General features: G+C 61.4%; 20 protein-coding genes. 11 read left to right on the top strand and 9 right to left on the bottom strand.

The features are described from left to right. Positions 1-67 precede the first annotated feature (67 nt). Complete coding sequence (locus tag ABD937_RS16385) at positions 68-343, top strand: hypothetical protein (RefSeq protein ID WP_345256857.1); 276 nt, start codon at positions 68-70, stop codon at positions 341-343. Between the two features lie 5 nt (positions 344-348). Here ABD937_RS16385 and ABD937_RS16380 read toward each other — a convergent pair whose 3' ends face one another. After that, complete coding sequence (locus tag ABD937_RS16380; protein WP_345256856.1) at positions 349-1,104, bottom strand: zinc ribbon domain-containing protein; 756 nt, start codon at positions 1,102-1,104, stop codon at positions 349-351. Positions 1,105-1,155: 51 nt separating this feature from the next. Beyond that, the gene (locus ABD937_RS16375; protein ID WP_345256855.1) at positions 1,156-2,256 is read right to left on the bottom strand and encodes a Nif3-like dinuclear metal center hexameric protein; all 1,101 of its coding nucleotides are present in this window, start codon (positions 2,254-2,256) and stop codon (positions 1,156-1,158) included. A 390-nt stretch (positions 2,257-2,646) separates the two neighbouring features. Here ABD937_RS16375 and ABD937_RS16370 point away from each other — a divergent pair, with 390 nt between their 5' ends. Then, positions 2,647-3,639, top strand: a complete 993-nt coding sequence (locus tag ABD937_RS16370) for a YitT family protein (RefSeq protein WP_345256854.1) — start codon at positions 2,647-2,649, stop codon at positions 3,637-3,639. Here the strand turns inward: ABD937_RS16370 and ABD937_RS16365 are convergent. From ABD937_RS16365 to ABD937_RS16355, 3 genes are all read right to left on the bottom strand, one after another. Further along, positions 3,629-4,513: a MerR family transcriptional regulator gene (locus ABD937_RS16365; RefSeq protein WP_345256853.1), complete on the bottom strand. Its 885-nt coding sequence runs from the start codon at positions 4,511-4,513 to the stop codon at positions 3,629-3,631. The two genes, ABD937_RS16370 and ABD937_RS16365, sit on opposite strands and share 11 nt — an antisense overlap. A 235-nt stretch (positions 4,514-4,748) precedes the next feature. Then, complete coding sequence (locus ABD937_RS16360; protein WP_345256852.1) at positions 4,749-5,351, bottom strand: hypothetical protein; 603 nt, start codon at positions 5,349-5,351, stop codon at positions 4,749-4,751. A gap of 27 nt (positions 5,352-5,378) precedes the next feature. Continuing rightward, on the bottom strand, positions 5,379-6,155 hold the full coding sequence (locus tag ABD937_RS16355; protein ID WP_345256851.1) for a TlpA family protein disulfide reductase: 777 nt from the start codon (positions 6,153-6,155) through the stop codon (positions 5,379-5,381). 207 nt (positions 6,156-6,362) lie between these two features. On the opposite strand from ABD937_RS16355, the gene ABD937_RS16350 reads away from it, so the two are divergent. The 7 genes from ABD937_RS16350 (at position 6,363) to ABD937_RS16320 (ending at position 16,088) form a co-directional block, all read left to right on the top strand. Then, positions 6,363-7,841, top strand: a complete 1,479-nt coding sequence (locus tag ABD937_RS16350; RefSeq protein WP_345256850.1) for a carboxypeptidase M32 — start codon at positions 6,363-6,365, stop codon at positions 7,839-7,841. A gap of 15 nt (positions 7,842-7,856) precedes the next feature. After that, positions 7,857-8,270, top strand: a complete 414-nt coding sequence (locus tag ABD937_RS16345) for a hypothetical protein (RefSeq protein WP_345256849.1) — start codon at positions 7,857-7,859, stop codon at positions 8,268-8,270. A gap of 99 nt (positions 8,271-8,369) precedes the next feature. Continuing rightward, entirely contained in the window at positions 8,370-12,716 is a 4,347-nt protein-coding gene (locus ABD937_RS16340) for a PKD domain-containing protein (RefSeq protein ID WP_345256848.1), read from the top strand. 12 nt (positions 12,717-12,728) lie between these two features. Beyond that, positions 12,729-13,772, top strand: a complete 1,044-nt coding sequence (locus ABD937_RS16335) for a PorP/SprF family type IX secretion system membrane protein (protein WP_345256847.1) — start codon at positions 12,729-12,731, stop codon at positions 13,770-13,772. A 300-nt stretch (positions 13,773-14,072) separates the two neighbouring features. After that, complete coding sequence (locus ABD937_RS16330) at positions 14,073-15,008, top strand: hydrogen peroxide-inducible genes activator (protein ID WP_345256846.1); 936 nt, start codon at positions 14,073-14,075, stop codon at positions 15,006-15,008. Between the two features lie 182 nt (positions 15,009-15,190). Continuing rightward, complete coding sequence (locus tag ABD937_RS16325; RefSeq protein WP_345256845.1) at positions 15,191-15,667, top strand: redoxin domain-containing protein; 477 nt, start codon at positions 15,191-15,193, stop codon at positions 15,665-15,667. An 85-nt stretch (positions 15,668-15,752) separates the two neighbouring features. Then, the gene (locus tag ABD937_RS16320) at positions 15,753-16,088 is read left to right on the top strand and encodes a T9SS type A sorting domain-containing protein (RefSeq protein WP_345256843.1); all 336 of its coding nucleotides are present in this window, start codon (positions 15,753-15,755) and stop codon (positions 16,086-16,088) included. 307 nt (positions 16,089-16,395) lie between these two features. Here the strand turns inward: ABD937_RS16320 and ABD937_RS16315 are convergent, their stop codons facing one another. Then, a complete protein-coding gene (locus ABD937_RS16315) occupies positions 16,396-17,568 on the bottom strand; it encodes a class I SAM-dependent rRNA methyltransferase (RefSeq protein WP_345256842.1) in 1,173 nt (390 codons plus the stop codon). A gap of 238 nt (positions 17,569-17,806) precedes the next feature. Between ABD937_RS16315 and ABD937_RS16310 the strand changes: the two genes are divergently transcribed. Together ABD937_RS16310 and dnaJ are read left to right on the top strand one after the other, a co-directional pair. Then, a complete protein-coding gene (locus ABD937_RS16310) occupies positions 17,807-18,358 on the top strand; it encodes a nucleotide exchange factor GrpE (RefSeq protein ID WP_345256841.1) in 552 nt (183 codons plus the stop codon). 68 nt (positions 18,359-18,426) lie between these two features. Further along, entirely contained in the window at positions 18,427-19,593 is a 1,167-nt protein-coding gene (gene dnaJ, locus ABD937_RS16305; protein WP_345256840.1) for a molecular chaperone DnaJ, read from the top strand. Positions 19,594-19,777: 184 nt separating this feature from the next. On the opposite strand, the gene ABD937_RS16300 is transcribed toward dnaJ, so the two are convergent. From ABD937_RS16300 to ABD937_RS16290, 3 genes are read right to left on the bottom strand one after another with little or no spacing between them, the layout of a single operon-like run. Next, positions 19,778-21,517 carry a vWA domain-containing protein gene (locus tag ABD937_RS16300; RefSeq protein WP_345256839.1) on the bottom strand — a complete coding sequence of 580 codons (1,740 nt, stop codon included), beginning with the start codon at positions 21,515-21,517 and terminating at the stop codon, positions 19,778-19,780. A gap of 40 nt (positions 21,518-21,557) precedes the next feature. Then, positions 21,558-22,100 (bottom strand): hypoxanthine phosphoribosyltransferase, encoded by a 543-nt coding sequence (hpt, locus tag ABD937_RS16295; protein WP_345256837.1) that lies wholly within the window; start codon positions 22,098-22,100, stop codon positions 21,558-21,560. Beyond that, positions 22,100-23,284, bottom strand: a complete 1,185-nt coding sequence (locus ABD937_RS16290; RefSeq protein ID WP_345256836.1) for a glucosaminidase domain-containing protein — start codon at positions 23,282-23,284, stop codon at positions 22,100-22,102. The genes hpt and ABD937_RS16290 overlap by 1 nt, the downstream gene beginning before the upstream one ends. Position 23,285: the final 1 nt, after the last annotated feature.

Raw genomic sequence — 23,285 nt, 5'->3', positions numbered from 1 at the left:
TTTCTGTGCGGCACGCTTTACCGTACTGAAAAATCGTACCGGCAACTTGGTATAGCAAACGTTGAGGGTGAAGCGCTGCAAGCAATCATCCGCGCTCATCGTATCAAACCCGTTTTATCGGCGTTCCTTCTCCCCGGTGTTCGCTTCGCAGGCGCTGACTGCCGTTAAGAAGTACAGCGCCACTTCCGTGTTCCCTGTTCATTATTCCCTGTTCCTTGTTTGCCCAATGCCAGGAGCCACTTCGCGGCTGCTCCGCCCCAAAAGAGCTGACATCCGCGATCACACACCTGCGATCGAAAAAGCCCCGACGATTCCGTCGGGGCTTTTCAACTATTTCGCTTAAGTTGCTTACTTGGCTTCTACGGCGTCGTTCAGGTCGTTGTCGACGAGGATGCGGCCGCAGTTCTCGCACACCATTACCTTCTTGCGCTGCTTGATCTCGCTTTGCTTCTGGGGCGGGATGGCATAGAAGCAACCGCCGCAGGCGTCGCGCTCTACCGGCACCACGGCGAGGCCGTTGCGGTAGGAGGAGCGGATCTTCTCGTAAGAGGCGAGCAGGCGCTGATCCACCTGGGTGCGGGCCTTGCCGGCGCTCTCCAGGAATTCCGTTTCTTCCTTCTCGGTGGTGGCGATGATCTTCTCGAGCTCGCCCTTCTTGCCGGAAAGCAGGCCTTCCTTGTTGGCGATGGCCTTCTTGGCCTTGTCGAGGGAGATGGCCTTCTCGGAGATCTCTTCCTTGGCGTCCTTGATATGCTTTTCGCAGAGCTTCACTTCGAGCTGCTGCATCTCGATCTCTTTGTTGATGGCTTCGAACTCGCGGTTGTTCTTCACGTTCTCGGAGTCCTTCTCGTATTTCTTCACCAGCGCCTCGGCGGTCTGGATGGCCTCCTGCTTCTGGTTGATGAACTCGGTGATACCGTTGATCTCCTCTTCGATGCGGAGCTGGCGGGCATGCAGGCCCTGGATCTCGTCTTCGAGGTCGGCCACTTCCATCGGCAGCTCACCCTTGAGGATCTTGATCTCGTCGAGCTTGGAATCGATCTTCTGGAGGTTTACCAGGGCGGCCAGCTTCTCTTCGACCGAGTATTCTTTTACGTTTGCCATTATTGCGGGTCCTGTTTAATGTTACAGAATTAGGCGCCGGGCGCCCCTCCCTCAGCCCAGAAAATAGCGCAGGGGGTTGGTGCGGACCGACGTTTTAAGGACGGCAAAGGTAGGGAATTTCCCGGCTACCAAGTCATGGAGGAGGTCGATCGTGAACTGCTCGCTCTCCCAGTGGCCGATGTCGGCCAGCACGAGGCGTCCCTCGGCGTCGAAGAACTCGTGGTACTTGACGTCGGCCGTTACATAGGCATCGGCGCCGGCCGCCAGGGCTCGCTTCGTCAGGAAGGAGCCCGCCCCGCCGCAGAGGGCCACCGTTTCCACCGGCCTTCCGCGGAGCGGCGTATGCCGGATCACCTCCAGCCCGAAGGCCGCCTTGAGGCGCCTCAGGAAGGCTTCCTCGGGCTCCGGCGCAGGCAGCTTCCCGATGAGGCCCGCCCCGATGCCGAAGTGCACGTTCTCCATAGTAAAGATGTCGTAGGCCACCTCTTCGTAGGGGTGCGCCGCGATGAGCGCCTTCACCACCTGGTCCTCGAGGTAAAAGGGGAACACGATCTCGATCTTGGTCTCCCGCTCCTGGTGCTGCTCCCCTACATTGCCCACATAGGGGTCGGCGCCTTCCTCCGCCTTGAAGGTGCCGGTGCCCTCGGTGTTGAAGCTGCACTCCGAGTAATTGCCGATATGGCCCGCTCCGCCGGCGAAGATGGCGGCGCGCACTTCGGCGGCCTTGTCGATAGGCGCAAAGGTGATGAGGCGGCGCAGCTGCCGCGGCTTCGGGGCCAGCACGCGCGTGTGCTGCAGCCCGAGCTTTTGGGCCATGATGTGGCCGACGCCCAGGGCTACGTTGTCGAGGTTGGTATGGCAGGCGTAGATGGCGATGTCATTTTTGATGGCCGCGATGATCGTCTGCTCGATATAATCTTTCCCGTTGAGCCGCCGGAGGCCCTTGAACACGATGGGATGGTGCGCGAGCACGAGGTTGCAGCCCCGCTCCTTCGCCTCGGCGATCACGTCGGGCGTAGCATCGAGGGTACACAGCACGCCGGTACAATCCCAGCCCCGCTGCCCGGTGAGGAGGCCCGAATTGTCGTAGTCTTCCTGGAGCTCGGGCGCCGCAAAGCGCTCCAGCACGGAGAGGATGTCCTGGATCTTCATGGCCGGAAGGTATAGAACCGCAGAACAAGGAACAAGGAATATCGAACAGCAGAAGGGATCTCGGATCGCGGATCTCGGATCGCGGATCTGGGATTTCAGATTTGGGATTTCAGATTTTGAGGTTCCCTCCCTTCGATATTCGTTATTCCTTGTTCCGTATTCCCTGTTCCTTGTTCCCTTGTTCCCTTGTTCCCTGTTCCTTGTTCCCTTGTTCCCTTGTTCCCTTGTTCCCTTGTTCCCTTGTTCCCTTGTTCCCTTGATCCCATGGCTAAAGCCATGGGCTGGTGCATCTCGAAAACCCACGGCTGAAGCCGTGGGCTGGTTTTCCGAACCTTCTGAACCCTTCTGAACCCTTCTAAACCTTTCTCGAAAGCCCCCTAACTTCACCCCATGTCTGAATCCTTCCACCGCAGGGTGCTGCAACAGCTGTTCAAGGGGGCGGACCGGGGCCGCAACTCGGAAGCGATCCGCGCGGCCAAAGAACGGCGGCAGCGGCGGCGCGAGTGGCGCGACCGGGCCGTGGACGGATTCCAGATCCTGCTGGGCGTGCTGTCCGCCGGCTTCGGGCTCAAGGGATTCCTGCTCCAGAACGGCTTTATCGACGGCGGCGTCACGGGCATCTCGCTGCTCACGAGCGGGGAAACAGGCCTGCCGCTGGCGCTGCTCATCGTCGGCATCAACGTCCCCTTCCTGCTGCTGGGCCTCCGGCAGATCGGGCGCGGCTTCTCCCTGCGCAGCATCGGCGCCATCACACTGCTCGCCCTCGCGGTCACCTTCATCCCCTACCCGGCCGTCACCAACGATAAGATCCTGGTGTCGGTATTCGGGGGATTCTTCCTCGGCGCCGGCATCGGCATGACCATCCGCGGCGGCGCGGTGATCGACGGCACCGAGATCCTGGCCATCTACCTCACCCGGCGCAGTCACCTCTCCGTGGGCGACTTCATCCTTATCTTCAATATCGTGATCTTCTCGGTGGCCGCCTGGCTGCTCTCCGTGGAAACAGCGCTCTACTCGGTGCTCACCTATCTCGCCGCCTCCAAGACGGTCGACTTTATCCTCGAAGGGATCGACGAGTTTACCGGCGTCACCATCATCTCCGTCAAGAGCGGGCAGATCGCCGACATGATCCGCAACGAGCTCGGCCGCGGCCTCACCATCTACCAGGGCAAGCGCGGCATCGGTAAGCGTGGTGAATCGAGCGCCACCACCGACATCATCTTCACCGTGGTGAGCCGCCTCGAGGTGAGCCGCCTCCGCAATGCCATCGAACGGATCGACCGCACCGCCTTTATCGTGATGCATTCCATCCGCGACACCCACGGCGGCATGGTCAAGAAGATGCCCCTCAAAAAGATCAAAGGCGCCGGACCTACCGGGTAGCCCCCTCTGCCACCGCAGGCGCCGCCAGGAGGGTGCGCAGGGCTTCTTCCATCGACAGCGCCCGCAAGGGCAGCTCGAGCGGCACCTTGTGCTGTTCCGGGGTCAGTACGAGCAGCTCCGCACGGGGTGCCAGCCGCAGCAGCAATGCCGACAGCCGCGCCAGCGTGGCCACCGGCTTCGCGGGAAGCACCGTCAGCAGGAAGTCGGGGACCTTGCGGGACAGCACCGCTTCCAGCTCCGCCGTGCCTGCCAGGCTGCCGAGTGGCAACACCGGACACCCCGCCTTTTTCAGATGGTACTGCACATACAGAAGTGGATGATCGGCGCACCCATCGGCACCGGAAAAAAGGAGCACCGGCGCATGCGCCGCGGAGGCAGGCGGAAGCGATTCGATGGCCCAGTGCAGCAGCTGCCGCAGCCGCACCCCTGCCCATCCCTGTGCCGGCGGCGCAGCACCAAAGAGGAGCCGCGTGCGCAACAGGAAGGGAAGCAGCACCTCGGGGAGCAGCACCTCGAAGGGCCAGCGCCCGAGCGCGCCACAAAGCTCTGCTTCGAAGGCCGCGGTATCGAACCGGTAGAAATACAGGAGCAGGTTATGGAGCACGGCAAGCTGCCGGGCTTCGTCGTAGGGCAGCGCGGCCAGCGCGGCATTGCGGTGGGGGACCGAAAGTGCCGCCAGCTGCGAGATGCGATAGCCGTTCCGGTTGAGCGCAGCCACCTGCAGGAGCAGCTCCAGATCCCCGATGCTGTACAGCCGGGCATTGCTTCCCGTGCGGCCCGGCCGGAGGAGGGCATAGCGCTGCTCCCAGATGCGGATGGTATGCTCCCGGATGCCGCTCAGCGTTGCCAGGTCACGGATCGTAAATCGGCTCATGCCCGATGTACGGAACGGAGCAACAGGAGGATGTGAAGGAAACGTTGAACCGGATCTCAGATCTGTGATCGCAGATGTCAGATCTATGGCTGGCGCACACCGGAGGATCTCAGATCGCAGATCGGTGATCTTAGATCGGAGTCGCTGCTAATGGTACTTTCTTCTGATTCTCCAGCCACCTCCAGGGTGTAAGGAATGGTCGGCCGGAGACAGATCACAGATCAGAGATCTGAGATCAGAAAAACCGGATGCTGATGAACAGTACCAGCAGGGCGCCGAGGCTGATGACGAGCGTGGGACTGACGCGCTTCGGGCGGTGGGGCATGTTCCAGAAGATAAAGCACATGACGGCGGCATAGATAAAGGCCGGCAGGGCGCCGCGGTTGCCACGGAAGGCCTGGTCGTTGCGGCGCTCGAGGCTCAGGAAATCCTGCCCGTTGTGCCGCAGCCCCACCAGGTTGATGGTGCCCTCGAAAAAACCGTCCTCCCCCAGCTCCGCGTACTCCTCCGGCGTCACCAGTATATCTACGGTATCGCCCGTATGCAGTCCGGCCCGGATCGCGGCGCGCGCATCGGGATTGCTGTCGTAGCCGCTTACCAGGAACTCCTTGTTATGCCCACGAAAGAGGAACGCCACGTTCTCCTTACCCTTGTTGCTCCGGAACTCGGGCTCCGCTGCCAGCACGAGCCCCGGCACGGGCTTCAGGTCGCCGGGCAGCAGGTCGGTGGCCTCGCGGTTGAGGAACAGGAAAATGTACCCGGCGGCGAGCGAGCAGGCGATGCAGCCGATCAGCAGCAGCAGGCGCTCTTCTTTCCAGGTCATTTTGTCCTTCGGCATCGATGGGTGCTTATTGATTCTCGGGGATTATCCTTTGGACTGCAGGTGTGCACGCAGCACGGGCAGCAGGTCTTTCAGGCTGTTGGTGGATTGGAGCACGAGGCCCTCCGGGCTTACGAGCAGGTGGTGCGGGTAGGCGTCTACGCCAAGCGGGCCGGTGACGTAGGATTCCGCTTCGGCCACCACGGCATACCGGAACGGGAGCGACTTCAGGAACCCTTCCAGGGCCGGCTTCTTGTCGAGGGTAAGGCTCAGGAACTGCACGTCGGTGCGGCCACGGCACTCCTCCACCAGCTTGTTCAGCTCGGGAAACTCGGCCACGCAGGCGGTGCAGCCGATGAACCAGCATTTGACCACCAGGTACCTTCCCTTTGTAGAAGCAGTTGTATAACTACGGCCTTCGAGGTCCGTGAACGAAAAGGGCGGCAGCGGCTTGCCGATCCGCGCATCGTGGGCGAGCTGCGTGCGGGCGAGCGACGTCACCACCATCCGGATGTCTTTGTCGGGGCTGGTGAGCGGATGCAGACGGTATTCGGGCGCGTCGCCGGTGCGCAGGGCGATGAAGCGGCCGGTGCCGAGGGCTTCGAGAAACGCTTTCCGCGCCATCGGGACACCTTCGGCGCTGAGGGGGCGGAAGTCGCTTCCAAGGGGAGTCCGGCTCGTGGCATAGGCGTACCAGGTGCGGAAGTTGCGCTGCAGGGAGTCGGGCGACGGAGCGGCACTGCGGCTGCCCTTCACTTCTGCGGGGCCGCAGGAGGCCAGCGCAAGCAGCGGCAGGAGACAAATAGCGGAGCGGAGGCGCATGCGGAAGCTTTGGTGAGGGATGGCCGGTGAAGATACGGTATCCGGTGCATCCGGGACCGGGCACCACCTCGGCCGGTGTGCTATGTAGTTCGGCAGAAGGAGCCTATCTTAGACTTCGGATGCGCCTGCATGTGCGAAAGAGCAGGAACAGTGCACCAACCGGTTGCCGGCAACGGCTTACCAAATTACCAGTAGACCAATCGACCAATGTCCTACGCCGAATATACCCGCCGCCTGAGCCGCATCGCCGACATCCGCAATGCCTCGGCCCTGCTGCAGTGGGACCAGGAGACCTACCTGCCGCCCAAGGGGGCGCACTTCCGCGGACAACAGCTCAGCACCCTTTCGGAGATCGCCCACGCCGAATTCACCGACCCCGCACTCGGGCAGTTGCTCAACGAGCTCCTGGCCGACGCGACACTGAGCGGGGAGCAGCGCCGGAACGTGGAGCTGAGCCGAGAAGACTACGAGAAGAACAAAAAGTATTCGGCCGACCTCGTACGGCGGCTTTCCGATGCCACCAACAAGGCCTTTCATTCCTGGATCGAAGCGCGCCGGCAGAACGCCTTTTTCGTTTTCGAAGCCGACCTCGCGGCCATGGTGGCGTTGAAAAAAGAGGAAGCCGGCGTGCTCGGCTACACCCGGCATCCCTACGACGCCCTGCTCAACGAATACGAGAAGGGCGCTACGGTGGCCGGGCTGGACGCGGTATTCGGCGAGCTCCTGCCCCGGCTTAAAGGGCTGCTCGACGAGCTGCTCGCGAAGCCATCCGCCGACGATGCGTTCCTGAAGCAGCACTACGACGGCGACACCCAGTGGCAATGGAGCCTCCGGCTCATGCGGGACCTCGGCTTCGACACGGAGGCCGGCCGGCAGGACCGCTCCGAGCACCCGTTTTCCATCTCCTTCTCACCGCAGGATACCCGCATCACTACCCGCATCGACGAGCAGGACCTCGGCAACATGACCTGGAGTACCATCCACGAGGTGGGCCACGCGCTCTACGAGCAGGGCCTGCCGGTGGCACAGTACGGGCTTCCGCTCGGCGAGGCTGCTTCCCTCTCCATCCACGAGTCGCAAAGCCGGCTCTGGGAGAACAACGTGGGCCGCTCGCTCCCCTTCTGCCGGCACTACCTGCCCGTGCTCCAGGGCTACTTCCCCGGGCAGCTGAAGGGCGTAACGCCGGAAGCCTTCTTTGCCGCCGTCAACAAGGTGCAGCCCTCGCTGATCCGCACCGAGGCCGACGAGGTGACCTATCACTTTCACGTGTACATCCGCTACGAGCTCGAAAAGGCCCTGCTCGAAGGGACCCTGTCGGTAAAAGACATCCCGGCCTATTGGGCGGAGGCCTACCGGAAATGGCTGGGCATCACCCCGCCCGACGACCGGCAGGGCGCGCTGCAGGACGTGCACTGGAGCCATGGCTCGTTCGGCTATTTCCCCACCTACAGCCTCGGGTCGCTGTATGCCGCCCAGTTTTTTGCCACCGCTGAAAAAGAGCTTCCCGGCCTCCCCGAAAGCATCGGCCGGGGCGAAACCGCCGCACTGCTGGGCTGGCTGCGGGAGCAGGTGCACCGCCACGGACGCTATTTTACCTCGGATGACCTTTGCCGGCAGATATCGGCACAATCGTTGAGTAGTGACTTTTTCATCGGGTACGTACGGCAGAAGTACGGCCTGTCCTAAACCGCCACAATCGTTATGAACCGCCACCTCTTTTTACTCCTGATCGCCGCCTCCTTCCTCGGGGGCTGCAAGAAATTCATTGAAAAGAAACAGGAAGAAGCCGCGCTCGAGATCGTGACCAACGGCCGCTGGAAGGTGTCCACGTTCACCGTCGATGGCGCCGACTCGATCAGCCACTTCACCAACTACAGCTTCCAGTTCCGCGAGAACGGCACGGTAGAGGCCTACAACGGCACCTTGTTGGAAGAAACGGGGACCTGGGTGGTAAATGTTTCCGCAAGATCGATCTTCTCCAGCTTCACCAGGCCCATCCCGGCACTCCGGCTGCTGACGGGCACGTGGATCATCACCACCAGCACCACCACCACCGTCGACGCTACTTTAAACGCGAACGGGCAGGAGCGAAAGCTGCATCTCGACAAAATTTAACGGCCCTGCTCCTTACGGAGCAGTTTTTGCAACCCCCTTAACTGGCGCGCTGTTTCCACAATCGCCGGAACGGCCGCGCGCACCCTAAACCCGACACCATTGAACCGTTTTCTCTTCCTCCTCGCCTTCCTGCTCCCGGCCCTCAGCGGCGCGGCCCAGCTGACGGCTAACTTCAACTCGGATGTGACCCAGGGCTGCTCCCCCGTGGTGGTAAATTTCCGCGACCAATCGACCGGCAACCCCACTACCTGGAGCTGGGACTTCGGCAACGGCTCCACCTCCACCCTCCAGCACCCGTCGGCCACCTATTTCACGACCGGCACCTACACGGTGAAGCTGACGGTGACCAATAACAACGGCGCCAGCACCAACACCGTTACCAAGACCGCCTATATTACCGTGCTGACGGAGCCGCAACCCAACTTCGTGGCCGACCGCACCGAAGGCTGCTCGCCAGCCGTGATCAACTTCACCGACCAGTCGAGCACACCGGGCAATACCACCATCACCAACTGGCAATGGGACTTCGGCGACGGCCAGAGCGCCACCGGCCCCAACGTGCAGCACGCCTACCGGCAGGCGGGCTCCTTTACCGTAACGCTCACCATCACCAACAATGCCGGCTGTAAAAAGCTGTATTCGCGCCCCAACTACATCAACGTGAACCCGGGCGTGGCGCCCCGCTTTACCTACACCGACCCCGGCGTGTGCCGCGCCCCCGCCACGGTCAATTTCAACAACACCTCGTTCGGACCGGGCACCCTCACCCACACCTGGTATTTTGGCGACGGCACTACCTCCAATGCCCAATCGCCGGCGCATACCTACTCCACCAACGGCACCTACCAGGCCACGCTCGTGGTATCGAGCTCCCTCGGCTGCTCCGACTCCATGGTGCAGAGCGTGCCGGTGGGCCTCGTCAACACCGATCTCACCATCCCCGACAAGCTTTGCCCGCGCACCAGTACGACCTTCATGAACGCCTCCGACCCGAGGCCCGTCTCCTCGCGCTGGTATTTCTCCAACGGCATCGTGGACACGCTCCCGAACGCTACGGCCTACTTCGATGCGCCCGGCACCTACACGGTGAAGCTGGTGAACAACTACCAGACCTGCGTCGACTCGGTAGAGCGGACCTTTACCGTAGGCAACGGCCCGGTGCTGGGCTTTACGGTATCCGACAGCACGCGCTGCCAGCCTTCGCTCAACGTCAACTTCACGAATACCTCCACCGGCGCCACGGGCTACACCTGGCTGTTCGGCGATAACACAAACTCCACGCAAGCGAGCCCGTCGCATACGTACGGCGACTACGGGGCGTTCGACGTCACGCTCATCGGCACCGACAGCACCGGCTGCTCCGACACCCTGCGGCGGCCGGGCCTCATCCGCATCGAGCGCCCGAAGATCTCCTTCATAGGCCTGCCCCGCGGCGGCTGCGTGCCCGACACCGCCTCTTTCAAAGCCGACGTGCAGACCTCCGGCACCGTCACCTCCTGGCTCTGGAACTTCGGCGACGGCAGCGCCACCTCCACGCAGGACTCCACCTCCCATATCTACACCCAGCAGGGCACCTATAACGTCACGCTCACCATCACCACCTCGGAAGGCTGTACGGAGACCTATACGCTGAATGAGGCCATCCGGGTGGGCACCAAGCCGATCCCCGAATTCGTGGGCGCGCCGCTTACCGCCTGCGCCGATCCGGGCGTCACCTTTACCAACCAGAGCACCGGCGCCACCGACTACAGCTGGAACTTCGGCGACGGCACCTCTTCCACAGAGGTCAACCCGGTGCACGTATTTGCAGACACCGGCTACTTCGACATCACCCTCACCGCCATCAACAACGGCTGCCGCGAGCCCATCACGAAAAGCCGCTACGTCTATATCCAGCCCTCGGTATCGCGCTTCATCTGGCGTACCGACTGCAACAACTACCGCAAGATCATCTTTACGAACAAGTCGCTCGGCGCGCAGACCTCCGTCTGGGATTTCGGCGACGGCACCGCCCCGTACACGGGCACCACGCCCCCGGCCCACACTTATGCCGCTGACGGCACCTACCAGGTGAAGCTTACCACCACAAACGGAAATTGTACCTATACGCTCACGAAGAATGTGTTGGTGACCGACCCGACGCCGCGGCTTTTCGCAGACGACTCCGCCGGCTGCCGCCCCTTCAATGCGTCGTTCCGTGCCGAGAGCAATAACCCCGGCGTGTTCCGCAAATTCCAGTGGACCTTCGGCGACGGCTCACCGGTAGACACGAGCCAGGGCGCCACGGCCAGCCACCTCTATACCGTTCCCGGCACCTACGACGTGAAGGTGGTGGCGATCGACACGAGCGGCTGCCGCTACGAGCTGACCCGACCCGACGCCGTGAGCGTGAACGGCCCGATCGCCAGATTCGGGGCGGTTAACCCGCGTGGCTGCGCCGGCAGCACCGTCGAGTTTGCCGACTCGTCGATCAGCAACGGCGGCAGCATCCGCACCTGGATCTTCGAGTTCGGCGACAGCACCCGCGTTACCTACACTGCACCGCCGTTTACACATACCTACGATTCCGTGGGCGACTACGACGTGAAGATGGTGGTGATCGACTCCGCGGGCTGCAGCGACAGCCTCATGATCCGCGGCCTGGTGCGCACCTCGAAGCTGACGGCCAACTTTACGGCCCTCACGGAGTACTGCCCCCGCGCGCCGCTCTACTTCCCCAACCTCACCGAGAGCGACCTGCCCTTTACCTCGTTCTGGCAGTTCGGCGACGGACAGACCTCCACCGACTACAACGCCCGGAACTCCTTCCGCGACACCGGCTACTACAGCGTGACGCTGACGGTAACCGACCTGCTCGGCTGCAAAGACTCGCTCACGGTCGACAGCTTCCACATCCGGACCCCGAAGGCCGACTTCACGGCCAACGCCTTCACGACCTATTGCACCCCGTTCCAGGCCCTGTTCACCAATCAATCCGAATTCTACTACGGCGCGCACTGGAACTTCGGCCCCGGCCAGGGCACCTCCGACCTCTATCACCCGTATACCTACTATACGCAGCCCGGCATTTACCCGGTGAAGCTTGTGATCACGGCCCATGGCGGCTGCAAGGACTCTGTTACGAAGAACATAGAAGTGCGCGACCAGTCGGATGCGACGCTCGACTATGCGCCCCTCAACGGCTGTACGCCGCTCAATGTGAACTTCAATGCCTTTGCCCCGATCGACTCGGCCCGCTTCGTGTGGGACTTCGGCGACGGCAACGTGATCGACACCACGGTCAACGCGCTCGTGCACCGGTATACCGATTTCGGCGACTTCCGCCCCAAGATCATTATGAAGGAAGCGACGGGCACCTGCGTGATCCTGATCGAAGGCACGAAGATCATCTCGCTACTGGGAGCCCATGCCGAGTTCACCCTGGATACGATGCAGTTCTGCGACCGGGGATTGATCACCACCAACTCGGACTCCACCACCTCCAACGACCCGATCGTGCAATACAGCTGGACCTTTGGCGACGGGTCCGCTCCCTACACGACGCAGGCGCCCACGCATAACTATACGGAGCCCGGCACCTACGAGGTGATCATGGCGGTGCGCACGCAAGCAGGCTGTACCGACACCATGCGCAAGGGTCCGGTGCGGGTGTTCGAGACGCCACGCTTCGCCATCCAGGCCGATACGTCTATCTGCCGCGATGCACGGGTGACCTATGTGGGCCAGCCACTCAACAGCGACACCGCGACCTGGAACTGGAACTGGGTGTTCCCCAACGGCAGCACCTCCGGCCAGCAGAACCCGACGCCGCAGGTCTACAAGACGCCGGGATCCTACCAGGTGCGGCTATCGGCCGTAAGCCCGCTCAGCGGATGTAGAGACACGGTAATACAAAGTATGATGGTGCACGACCTGCCGACGATCACGCTACCGGAAACGCTTTCGAAGTTCGTGGGCGTGCCGGCCATCCTGCCGGCGCAGTATTCGTCGGGCGTGCAGACCTATAACTGGTCGCCGGCCAACGATCTCAACTGCACCGACTGCCCGCAGCCGGTGGCAACGCCCAAGTTCACCACGCGCTACACGGTTACGGCCACCGACTCCAACAGCTGCCGCAACTCGGCCTCCATACAGCTGATCGTGCTCTGCCAGGGCGCCAAGATCTTTGTGCCCAACACCTTCTCGCCCAACGGCGACGGGGCCAACGACGTATTCGGCATCCAGGGCAGCGGCATGGCCCGCGTGAAATCGCTCCGTGTGTTCAACCGCTGGGGCGAGGTGGTGTTCGAGCGGCGCGACTTCCCGGTGAACGACGCGGGAGCCGGCTGGGACGGCACCTACAAAGGACAAAAAGCGGCACCAGATGTGTATATATACCAGCTGGAAGTCTATTGTGAGAACAGCGATGTGATCCGGACCGAAGGCAACGTAGCCCTCATCCGGTAACCCGGCTGATCCATGAACCTAAACACCCGACCGACGATGAACACCCGTATTGCGCTGAGTGCGCTCCTGACCGCAGCCTGCCTCGCCGGCACCCTCGAAGGCCGGGCCCAGGACCTGCACTTCTCCCAATTCTTCGAAACCCCGCTGCTGCGCAACCCCGCAATGGCCGGCCTCTTCACCGGCGACATCCGCGTGCAGGGCGTGTACCGCGACCAGTGGAACAGTATTACTACGGCCTACCGCACCACCTCCCTCTCCGGCGAGTACAAGATGCCGATCGGCAAGGCCGACGACTTCCTGACCGCGGGCCTGCAGGTACTCTATGACCAGGCAGGAACCGTAGCCTGGAAGACGACGCACCTGCTGCCGGCGGTGAACTACCATAAGTCGCTGAGTAAGGAGGTGCCGCGCTACCTCTCCATCGGCTTCATGGGCGGCCCGGTGCAGACCCGCCTCGACCGCAGCAAGATGCAGACGGCCTCGAGCTATACCACCGGCTCCGACGGCGAAACCTTCCCCTCGAACGGGCATACCTACCTCGATATGTCGACCGGCATCTCGTTCAACACGCAGCTGAACAGCAACCCCGACAACAACGTCTTCGTAGGCGTCGGCTATCACCACATCAACCGCCCGCGGCGCTCGTTCTACAATTCGGCGGGCGCGGAGCTGAACCCGAAGCTCGTGGTGTCGGGCGGCGTCAAGTTCTCGGTCACGGAGTGGAGCTACTTCAACATCCAGGGCGACTTCACGAAGCAGGGCCAGTACCAGCAGGCGATCATGGGCTTCCTGTGGGGCCTCAAGCTCGGACAAGACCTCGAAGACCCGCGCTACCTCATTCATGGCGGCGCCTTCGTGCGGGTGAACGACGCGGTGGTACCGGTGATCAAGCTCGATTACCGTCCCTTCTCGGTGTCGTTCAGTTACGACGTCAACATCTCGAAGCTCAAGACTTCCTCGCTGGGCCGCGGCGGCTTCGAGCTCGGCATCTCCTTCATCGGCAAAAACAAGCGCCGCGAGGAAATGAAGGGCGTCATCTTCTGTCCGAAGTATTGATCGTGAAACGTGAATCGTCAATCGTGAATGCCCCCACCCAGGCCAGCGCTTCGCGCGCAGCCTTCGCGTTCGCTTGGTTGTCCGGAAGGGAGGGGTGACTCGGTGGAACGGAACTTAAAACCGAACGATACGAAAATCGACGAGTCAATAGTAAAGCCCCAGCATCATGGATGACGGGGCTTTTTGACGCTTCCTACTTATGAACCGAAAGCATTCCTTCAGAACGAGCCCCCAACCCCCAAAACCCTAAGAACCCTCTCCCTCGATTACATTTGCGGCTCCATAGACCCCGTCGATCGAATGAACCTGCAGCAGCTCGAATACATCACCGCCCTCGATACGCACCGCCACTTCGGCAAAGCCGCCGCCCATTGCTTCGTGGCCCAGGCCACGCTCTCCATGATGATCAAGAAGCTCGAGGAGGAGTTGGGCGTCGTCCTCTTCGACCGGTCGCGGGCACCCATCGTGCCCACGGAGGCCGGTGTGCAGGTGATCGCGCAGGCCCGCGCCACGCTCCGCGAGGCGGCCCAGATCCCGCAGCTCGCCCGTGAGATGCGCTCCGGCGTGCAGGGCGAGCTCCGGGTGGGCATCATCCCCACGCTTGCGCCCTACCTCCTGCCACTCTTTCTCCCCGGCTTCCTCAAAGACTACCCTCAGGTGCACCTCCGCATCACCGAGCAGACCACCGCGCAGCAGCTGCACCTGCTGGCCACCGATGCCCTCGACGTAGGCATCATGGCAACGCCGCTCGCCGCCCCCGGCATGAAGGAAACCCCGCTGTTCCGCGAGCCCTTCCGGGTGTTCGTGGCCAACGACGACAAAAGCCTGCGCAAGAAGTTCCTGCTCCCCGAAGACCTCGACGTGAACCAGCTCTGGCTACTGGAGGAAGGGCACTGCCTCCGCTCGCAGGTGCTGAACCTCTGCGAACTGCAGCAGCGCCAAGCCCGCGCGCAAAACCTCGATTACGAGGCGGGCTCTATCGAAAGCCTCATCAACATCACCGAGATGAACGGCGGCATCACCATCCTGCCGGAGCTCGCCACCCGCCGCCTTTCCCCGGAGCACCGCGAGCGCCTCCGCGCTTTCCGCCCGCCGGTGCCGGCCCGCGAGATCTCGCTCGTCACCTACCGCCACTTCGTCAAGAAGAAGCTCCTCGAGGTGTTCGAGAAAGCCATCTGTGCCAGCGTGGCGCCCATCCTGGGTAAAGACAAAGGATCGGAGGTGATCCCGCTGTAGAAAATGGTTCAGAAAGGTTCAGAAAGGTTTAGAACGGTTCAGAAAGGTTTAGAAGGGTTCAGAAGGGCTAGAGGGGTTGGGGCGAAAGCAACCTTCCTGAACCTTTCTGAACCCACCTGAACCTCCCTGGTCTATCTTTCCAACTTTATCACCCTTTATCTGTTCCACTAAAAAAACCAGCTATGCTCCAACCCGGACAACCCGCACCCGACTTTACTCTTTTCGACAGCGACAAGCAGGAAGTGACCCTCTCTTCGCTGCGCGGCCGCCATGTGCTGCTCCTGTTCTTCCCCGCCGCGTTTACCTCGGTGTGCACGGCCGAGCTTTGCTCGGTGCGCGACAGCCTGAAGGATTTTGAAGGCATGAACGCCTACCCGCTCGGCATCTCGGTCGACAGCCCCTTTACGCTGGCCCGCTACAAGGCGGAGCAGGAACTCAACTTCCCGCTGCTGAGCGACTTTAACAAAGAAGTGTCCACTACATACGGCGCCCTGTACGAAAACTTCGTCTTTGGTATGAAGGGCGTGTCGAAGCGGGCCGCTTTCGTGATCGACCCGGAGGGGATCCTGCGCTACGTAGAGGTGCTGGAGAACGCCGGCGAACAGCCCGACTTTACCGCCATCCGCGCCGCCCTCGGCGAAACAACGGCCGCGTCTTGATAAAACTTTATCAATTTCCGGCAATAATTTTGCTCTTTTTCAGGAGAAGGATTAATTTCATCACACTAAAAAAGGAGAAATAGCGTTGAAGCGACCTTTACTTACTTTATTGATCGCCCTTTCTGTTGCCGGCACTGCCGGAGCGCAGGCCCGTACGGGGCTGGGTGACCCGGGTACGCTGTTGCGTTTCTACCCCAACCCCGCCACCACGCAGGTAACGTTCGACTTCGGGCGCTCCTTCGAGCGGGGCTATACCATCCAGATCTATAATTTCCTGGGCCGGAAAATGTACGAAGGCGCCAACGTGAGCCAGCGCACGACGCTGCCCCTCACCGACTACAACCGCGGCGTCTACATCTACCAGCTCTGGGACGGAAAAGGCAAAATGATCGAATCCGGAAAGTTCCAGGTATCGAAATAGTTAAATGCCCCGCTTTGCGGGGCATTTGTTTATTGGTCTATTAGTTTATTGGTAACCTGATCTACGCCGGGCACTGTCCCCGGCCCCCTTTCCCCCGTAGGGGGAACTTAGGTCGGTCATACTTCACGATTGAAGCCTCTCACAAAGCACTTTATACGAAAGCCCCCGCATTGCGGGGGCTTTCTACTTAAATATCATCTTTAGGAATGGCTGCAACCCGTAAGAACAGCCTCGGCCTAAGTTCCTCCGCCAACCGGCGGAGAGAGTGCTCTAAATCTGAAATCATCACATCCGAGATCTGAGATCCTTATCCTACCTCCACGATCAGGAACTTGAGGTACTCGGTGTTTTCCATGCCCCAGACGATCGGGTGGTCCTGGCTCTGCTTCTGGAAGGTGACCTGGCGGATGGAGCGGCGGGCGTCCTTGGCAGCCATCTGGATGATCTCAAGGAAGAGGTCCGGCTGTACGAGGTTGGTGCAGGAGGATGTGACGAGGAAGCCGCCCGGCTTGATGAGCTTCATGCCCCGCAGGTTGATCTCCTTGTAGCCGGTGATTGCCTTCTGGATATTGGCGCGGCTCTTCGTAAAGGCCGGCGGGTCGAGCATCACCACGTCCCAGCGGCGGTCTTCCTTACCCCAGGCTTTCAGCACGTCGAAGGCATTGGCCTGCTCGAACTTCACGATATCCTGGAGCCCGTTGAGCGCCGCGTTGCGGTTGGCCTGGTCCACGGCGCCCTGCGATATGTCGAGGCCCAGCACCGATTTGGCGCCGTAATGCGCCGCATGGATCTCGAAGGTGCCCGTGTAGGTAAAGGCGCCGAGCACGTCCTGGCCCTTTACGATGTGCTGGATATGGCGGCGGTTGTCCTGCTGGTCGAGGAAGTAACCCGTCTTCTGCCCGTTCTCGATGTCGACGTGGAACTTGAGCCCGTTCTCGTTGATGATGATATTGGTGTCGAAGGGCGCCGACAGGAAGCCCTTGTGCTGCGGCAGGCCCTCGAGCTCGCGCACCGGTACATCGTTGCGCTCGTAGATGCCCTTTGGCTTGAACACGGCCTCGAGCGCCTCTACCATCGCCCCTTTCCAGAGGTCGGTGCCGAGGGCGAGGGTCTGGATCACGAAATAGTCGTTGAACTTGTCGATGATGCATTGCGGCAGCCCGTCGGCCTCGCCGAACACGAGGCGGCAGTTCTCGGTGTAGCCGATCTTCTGGCGGTAGGCCCAGCAGGCTTCGATCTTGCGGCGGAACCAGGCGGCGTCGATCGTGTCCTTCGGGTTGCGGGTGAGGAGGCGCACCAGGATCTGCGACTGCGGGTTGATATAGCCCTTGCCGGCGAACTTGCCGTCATAGTAAAACACGTCGACAATGGCGCCCGGCGTCGGCTCCCCTTCCACCTTCTCCACCTCGTTGGCGAAGATCCAGGGGTGCCCGTTGGCTACGCGCGGGGCGATCTTGCGGCGCAAATGAACTTTCTGCATAAGTCGGCAAAGGTAACGGATCATGAATCGTCAATTGTGAATCGTGAATGCTGGAGCCTGCCAGGGAGGAACTCCAAGCCGATCGTTCTAGGCCGCCACGCATCGCGGATTGACGATTGACGATTCACGATTCACGTTCAACGACCGACAAAATGTCCTTAAAACCCCGTTGGCGCAATGCTTGCGCCCCTACCTTTGCAGCCAATTTTGTAGCGATATGAAGCAAACCGAAGAACACATGAACGGACAAAATGACCCGCAGGACCTCCAGGAGCCTGTCAATATCAATACCGACGAGAACACCCCGGGCGACCAGCACCTCAACGAGCCGGTGACCGAGGAAAGCGAGCTCGAAGCCCTCAAAACGAAGCTCGAAGAGAAGAACGACCAGTACCTCCGCCTCGCCGCCGAGTTCGACAACTTCAAGCGCCGCACCGCCAAGGAGCGCGTGGAACTGATCCAGACCGCCGGCAAGGACGTCATCGTTTCGCTCCTCGAGGTGCTCGACGACGCCGCGCGCGCCGAAGGGCAGATGGACAAGACCGAGGACCTCGGCCAGATTCGCGAAGGCATCCGCCTCGTGTTCCAGAAGCTGCGCAGCACCCTGCAGGCACGCGGCCTGAAGCCGATGGAAGCCAAAGGCACCGAGTTCAACGCCGACCTGCACGAGGCCATCACCGAGATCCCCGCCGGCGAAGAGCAGGCAGGCAAGGTCGTGGACGAAGTAACGAAGGGCTATTACCTCAACGAAAAGATCATCCGCTTCGCCAAAGTGGTAGTCGGCAAATAGGTGAATGGTCAATGGCGAATGGTCAGTGTACCTGACCGCGCCGACCGAAAAACAAGCGAATCACATCCATGTCAAGCAAGAGAGATTATTACGAAATATTGGGCGTAGCCAAGGGCGCGAGTGCCGACGATATCAAGAAGGCCTACCGCAAGGTGGCGATGCAGTTCCACCCCGACCGCAATCCCGGCGACAAAGCCGCCGAGGAGAAGTTCAAGGAAGCGGCCGAGGCCTACGAGGTGCTGAGCGACCAGGACAAGCGGGCGCAATACGACCGCTTCGGGCATGCCGGCGTTTCCGGCGCCGGACGCGGCGGCTTCGGGGGCGGCGCTTCGAACATGGAAGACATCTTCAGCCAGTTCGGGGACATCTTCGGCGAGGATATGTTCGGCTCCTTCTTCGGCGGTCAGCGCGGTGGCGGAGGCGGTCAGCGCCGGGCCCGCGGCACGCGTGGCTCCAACCTGCGCATCAAGCTGAAGCTCACCTACGAGGAGATCGCCAAAGGCGTCACCAAGAACATCAAGGTCAAGAAATACGTGCCCTGCGCCACCTGCAGCGGCTCCGGCGCCAAAGACAAAGGCTCCGTGCAGAACTGCGGCACCTGCGGCGGCTCCGGCCAGGTACGCAAGGTCACCAGCACCTTCCTCGGCCAGATGCAGACCGTAACCACCTGCCCCACCTGCAACGGCGAAGGCAGCACCATCACCGCCAAGTGCGGCGCCTGCAAGGGCGACGGCCGCGTGTACGGTGAGGAAACCGTTACGATCGACATTCCCGCCGGCGTACAGGAAGGCATGCAGCTCAACATCAGCGGCCGCGGCAACGCGGGCGAGCGCGGCGGCATGGCCGGCGACCTCGTCATCCTCATCGAGGAAGAGCCCCACAAGGAGCTCGTGCGCGAAGGCCTCAACGTAGCCTACGAGCTGCACCTCTCCTTCCCCGAGGCCGTGTTCGGCACCACCGTGGAAGTACCCACGATCGACGGACGCGCCAAGATCAAGATCCCCCCGGGCACGCAGAGCGGCAAGGTGTTCCGCCTCAAGGGAAAGGGCTTCCCCGCCGTCAACTCCTACGAGAAGGGCGATCAGCTCGTGCAGGTCAACATCTGGACGCCGCAGCACCTGAGCTCCGACGAAAAGGCGATGCTCGAAAAGATGCAGGGCTCGTCCAATTTCAAGCCCGCCCCGCAAAAAGATCAGAAATCCTTCTTCGACAAGATGCGGGAGATGTTTAGCTGATCTGAGATCTCAGATCGGTGATCTCGGATCTTTGATTTGAGATGTTTGATTTGTGATTTCAGATTTGTAGCGTGCAGCAGCCCGTCATAAGATTCAAAGGCCGGTCATTGACCGGCCTTCTTTATTCGATGTGTCTCCGATGACGGGACGTCCTCAACAATCAGCACATTAACCCATTAGCATATTAGAAGATCCCTTTCTTCTTTTTGCGGGTGCCATAGAAGGCCTTTGCTTTTTCCACGAGCTGCACGAACTCCTTTTGCTCCGCTTCGGCAGGGTTAACGGCGGCAGTGGCGAGGGGCAGGAGGTCGTTCCAGCCCTTCTCCTTGATATGCTTCGAGTTTTTCAGTAAGGCCCCAAAGAGCACCACGGCGGAAGCGAATTGATAAGGCTTGTCGAGCTGCGCAAAGGACCTGGGGTGCAGTACCGGCGCGGCGGCCTCTTCGCAGGGCTCGCTCTTTCCCGGCTCTTTATAGCTCAGGGTAAAGCGCGCCGGCGCAGCGGCTGTGGCAGCACTGGCCACCGGCTCGATCTCGAAAGCGACCAGCAGCGAAAAGCCGGAGCCCACCTCGCCGCCTTCGAGCTGGGCGGCGCGGTCCTTCATCGCGCCCATCACGTTGTCGAACCCGACCAAGCGGTAATTTTTTACATACGCAGGGTCGAAGGCCACCTGCAACACGGCCTCGTCGGCCACGGCGTACAGGGTGCCGCTGAACTCCTTCACCAGCACCTTGTGCGCTTCGCTGAAATTGTCGATATAGGCGAAGTTGCCGTTGCCCTTGCGCGCCAGCACCTGGATCTTGGAATCCTTGTAGTTGCCCATGCCCACCCCGAGGCAGGTGAGGTATACGCCCGATTTGCTCTCCTCCGCGATCATGTCTTCGAGCTCCGACTCGGACCGTAGTCCTACGTTGAAGTCGCCGTCGGTGGCCAGGATCACGCGGTTGTTGCCCTTGGGCAGGAAGTGCCTGCGCGCCACCTCGTAGGCGAGGCGGATGCCCGAGGCGCCGGGCGTGGAGCCCCCGCACGTAATACCGTCGATGGCGCGGACGATCTCGGCCTTGCGGTCGCCGCCGGTGGGCTGCAGGTAGAGCTCCACCGAGCCGCCGTACACCACGACCGACACCGTATCCTGCGCACGGAGGTTCTGCACGAGGCCCTTGAAGCCCGCCTTCAGCAGGGGCAAGCGGTTGGGCGCATCCATCGAGGCCGATACGTCGATGAGGAACACGAGGTGCGTGGGCGGGAGGTGATCGAGCGGGAGCTTGCGGCTGCGGATATGCGCAAACAGCAGCTGGCTGCCCTCGTTCCAGGGGCAGGCCGCGAGCGTGGGCGTAATGGCGAAGGTCTTGCCGGGCGGCGGCTCCTGGTAGTCGAAGTTGAAGTAGTTGAGCAGCTCTTCGATCCGCACGGCGTCGGGCGGCACGGGCGTCTTCGAGTTGAGGAAGCGGCGCACGTTGCTGTAAGAGGCGCGGTCCACATTGAGGGTGATGCCGGTGGCCGGGAACTTCTCGGCGGCTACGAAACCGTTCTCCACCGTGGTGGCATAGGTCTCGTCGCCGTTGAACCATTGCTGCTGCTGCCCGAAAGGCAGGTCCTTCGTCTGGGAAGAGAGCCGGTAGAGTGGCTTGTACACCGCCTTACGGAGCGTGGCCTTGAGGTAGGATTTATCGTCGGCGAGGAAGGTGCGCTTCTCGAAGCCGTCGAGCGAGATCAGCAACGAGTCTTTGGGCACGTGTGTCCGCAGCATGAAGGTGCCTTCAACGCCCGTATGGAATAAATAGCCGGTGGAAGCCTGCAGCACAGCGGCGTTCTGCAGGATATTGCCTTGCTCGTCGCGCACTTCGCCCTTGAAGTAGTAGTTCTGGGCCCGGGCGTTCACATACAGCAGCAACAGGATCGCTATGGACAGCGCTCTTTTCAATGGATATCGGATCAAAAGATACGGAGAAAAAACGAGAAGCTCAGGCGTTTTCCGCGAGCTGGTAGATTTCCTTCAGGTTGCGGCCGAGGCCGTCGTAGTCGAGGCCGTAGCCCACCACGAACTTGTTGGGAATCGAGAAGCCGACGTAGTCGAGCGTGAGCGGGTGCTTCGTGGCCTCGGGCTTGTGCAGCAGGGTGGCGATGCGCACCGACGTGGGCTGGTGGTGCTGCAGCTTGGGCAGGAACTCGGCGAGCGTCTTGCCGGTATCCACGATGTCTTCCACCACGATCACATCGCGGCCGATGAGGTCCTGGTCGAGGCCAATAGCGGTGATCACCGTTCCGGTGGAGTTGGTTCCCTTGTAGGACGCGAGCTTGATGAAGGAGATCTCCGCGTCGATGGTCAGCTGCTTGAAGAGATCCGAGGCGAACATGAAGGCCCCGTTGAGGATGGCGATGAACAGGGGCTGCTTGCCGGCATACTCCCGGTTGATCTCCGCGGCGAGCTCGCCGATGCGGGCCTGGATGGTGGCTTCGTTGAGATAGGGATCGAAGGTCTTGTCGTGCAGCGTTACCTGGGTCATTATTTCTTATTGATGCGGAGCTCCTGGCCGATCTTGAGCCCGGAGGTGGGCAAGTTATTCCATTGGAGGATATCTTCCGTACGCACGCCGTACTTTTTTGCGATCGAGTAAAGCGTTTCCTTGGGCTGCACGCGGTGCACCAGGTACGCCGTCACGGCGGGCTGGGCTACCGGCGCCGGTGCGCTGCCGGGAGGGGGCGAGAAGCTGGGCTTCGAGGCACTCGGGCTGAGGGCAATGAGCTCGCCGGCGATGAAGGTGCGGTCGTCGTCAAGGCCGTTGTAGGTCAGCAGGTCCTCGAAGCGAACGCCTTCGCGCTGCGCCACGTCGAAGAGGCGCTCCCCTTCCACCGTGCGGTGCAGGTCGGTAGCCCCGGTGCGGCGCTTGCGGCCGAGAAACAGCAGGTGGTCGGCGTCGGCCGCCTCGGCGGGCTCCATATCGTTGAAGTCGTAAAGATGCTCCAGCGACAGGTTGTGCTGCTGGGCGATGCTGCGGTACGAGGTGCCTTTGCTGATATAGACCACCCTGGTGCCGTTGATCTGGAACACGCCCTGGGGATAGGCCGGCGCGGCAGGCGTAGCGGCAGTGCTGGCGGACGCCACGGTGTGCACGGCATTGTTCTGGGACCCCGACTCGAGCCGCACCACGTTGCCCGACTCCGGGATCGGTTTGCGGCCGAGGGCCATCAGGGTATACTCCTGCAGGTCGTATTCGCGGATGAGCCGGATCAGCAGTTGGGGGTATTTCGGGTTGGTGGCGTAACCGGCCCGCTTTAGTCCGTACGCCCAGCCTTCATAGTCGGTGGGGTCGAGCTTGAAGAGAAAGGAGTAGTGCGCGCGGGTGCGCAGGAAGTCGGAATGGTCGCGGTAGGATTGCTCGGGGTTGTCGTATTTGCGGAAGCATTCGCCGCGGGCGTCGTCGTCATGGTAGACGCGCTCGCCGGTCCATTCGGTCTTGCACTTGATGCCGAAGTGGTTGTTGGAGCGGCGCACGAGGTCGCTTTTGCCGGCCTCGGCCTCGAGGATGCCCTGGGCGAGGGTGATGGCGGCCGGAACCCCGGTGCGCTGCTCTTCGGCAATGGCGATGTCGCGGAAGCGGTTGATGTATTCCCGGGTTGCAGAAAGGGGCTGCGCGTAGGAGCAGGTATATGCCAGGGTAAGACTCAGGATAATCGACAGCTTTTTCATC

The organism is Flaviaestuariibacter amylovorans (assembly GCF_039541815.1).
Classification (GTDB): domain Bacteria; phylum Bacteroidota; class Bacteroidia; order Chitinophagales; family Chitinophagaceae; genus Flavisolibacter; species Flavisolibacter amylovorans.
Note: the sequence above shows the minus strand (reverse complement) of the source record. Positions and strands in the feature narration are given on the sequence as shown.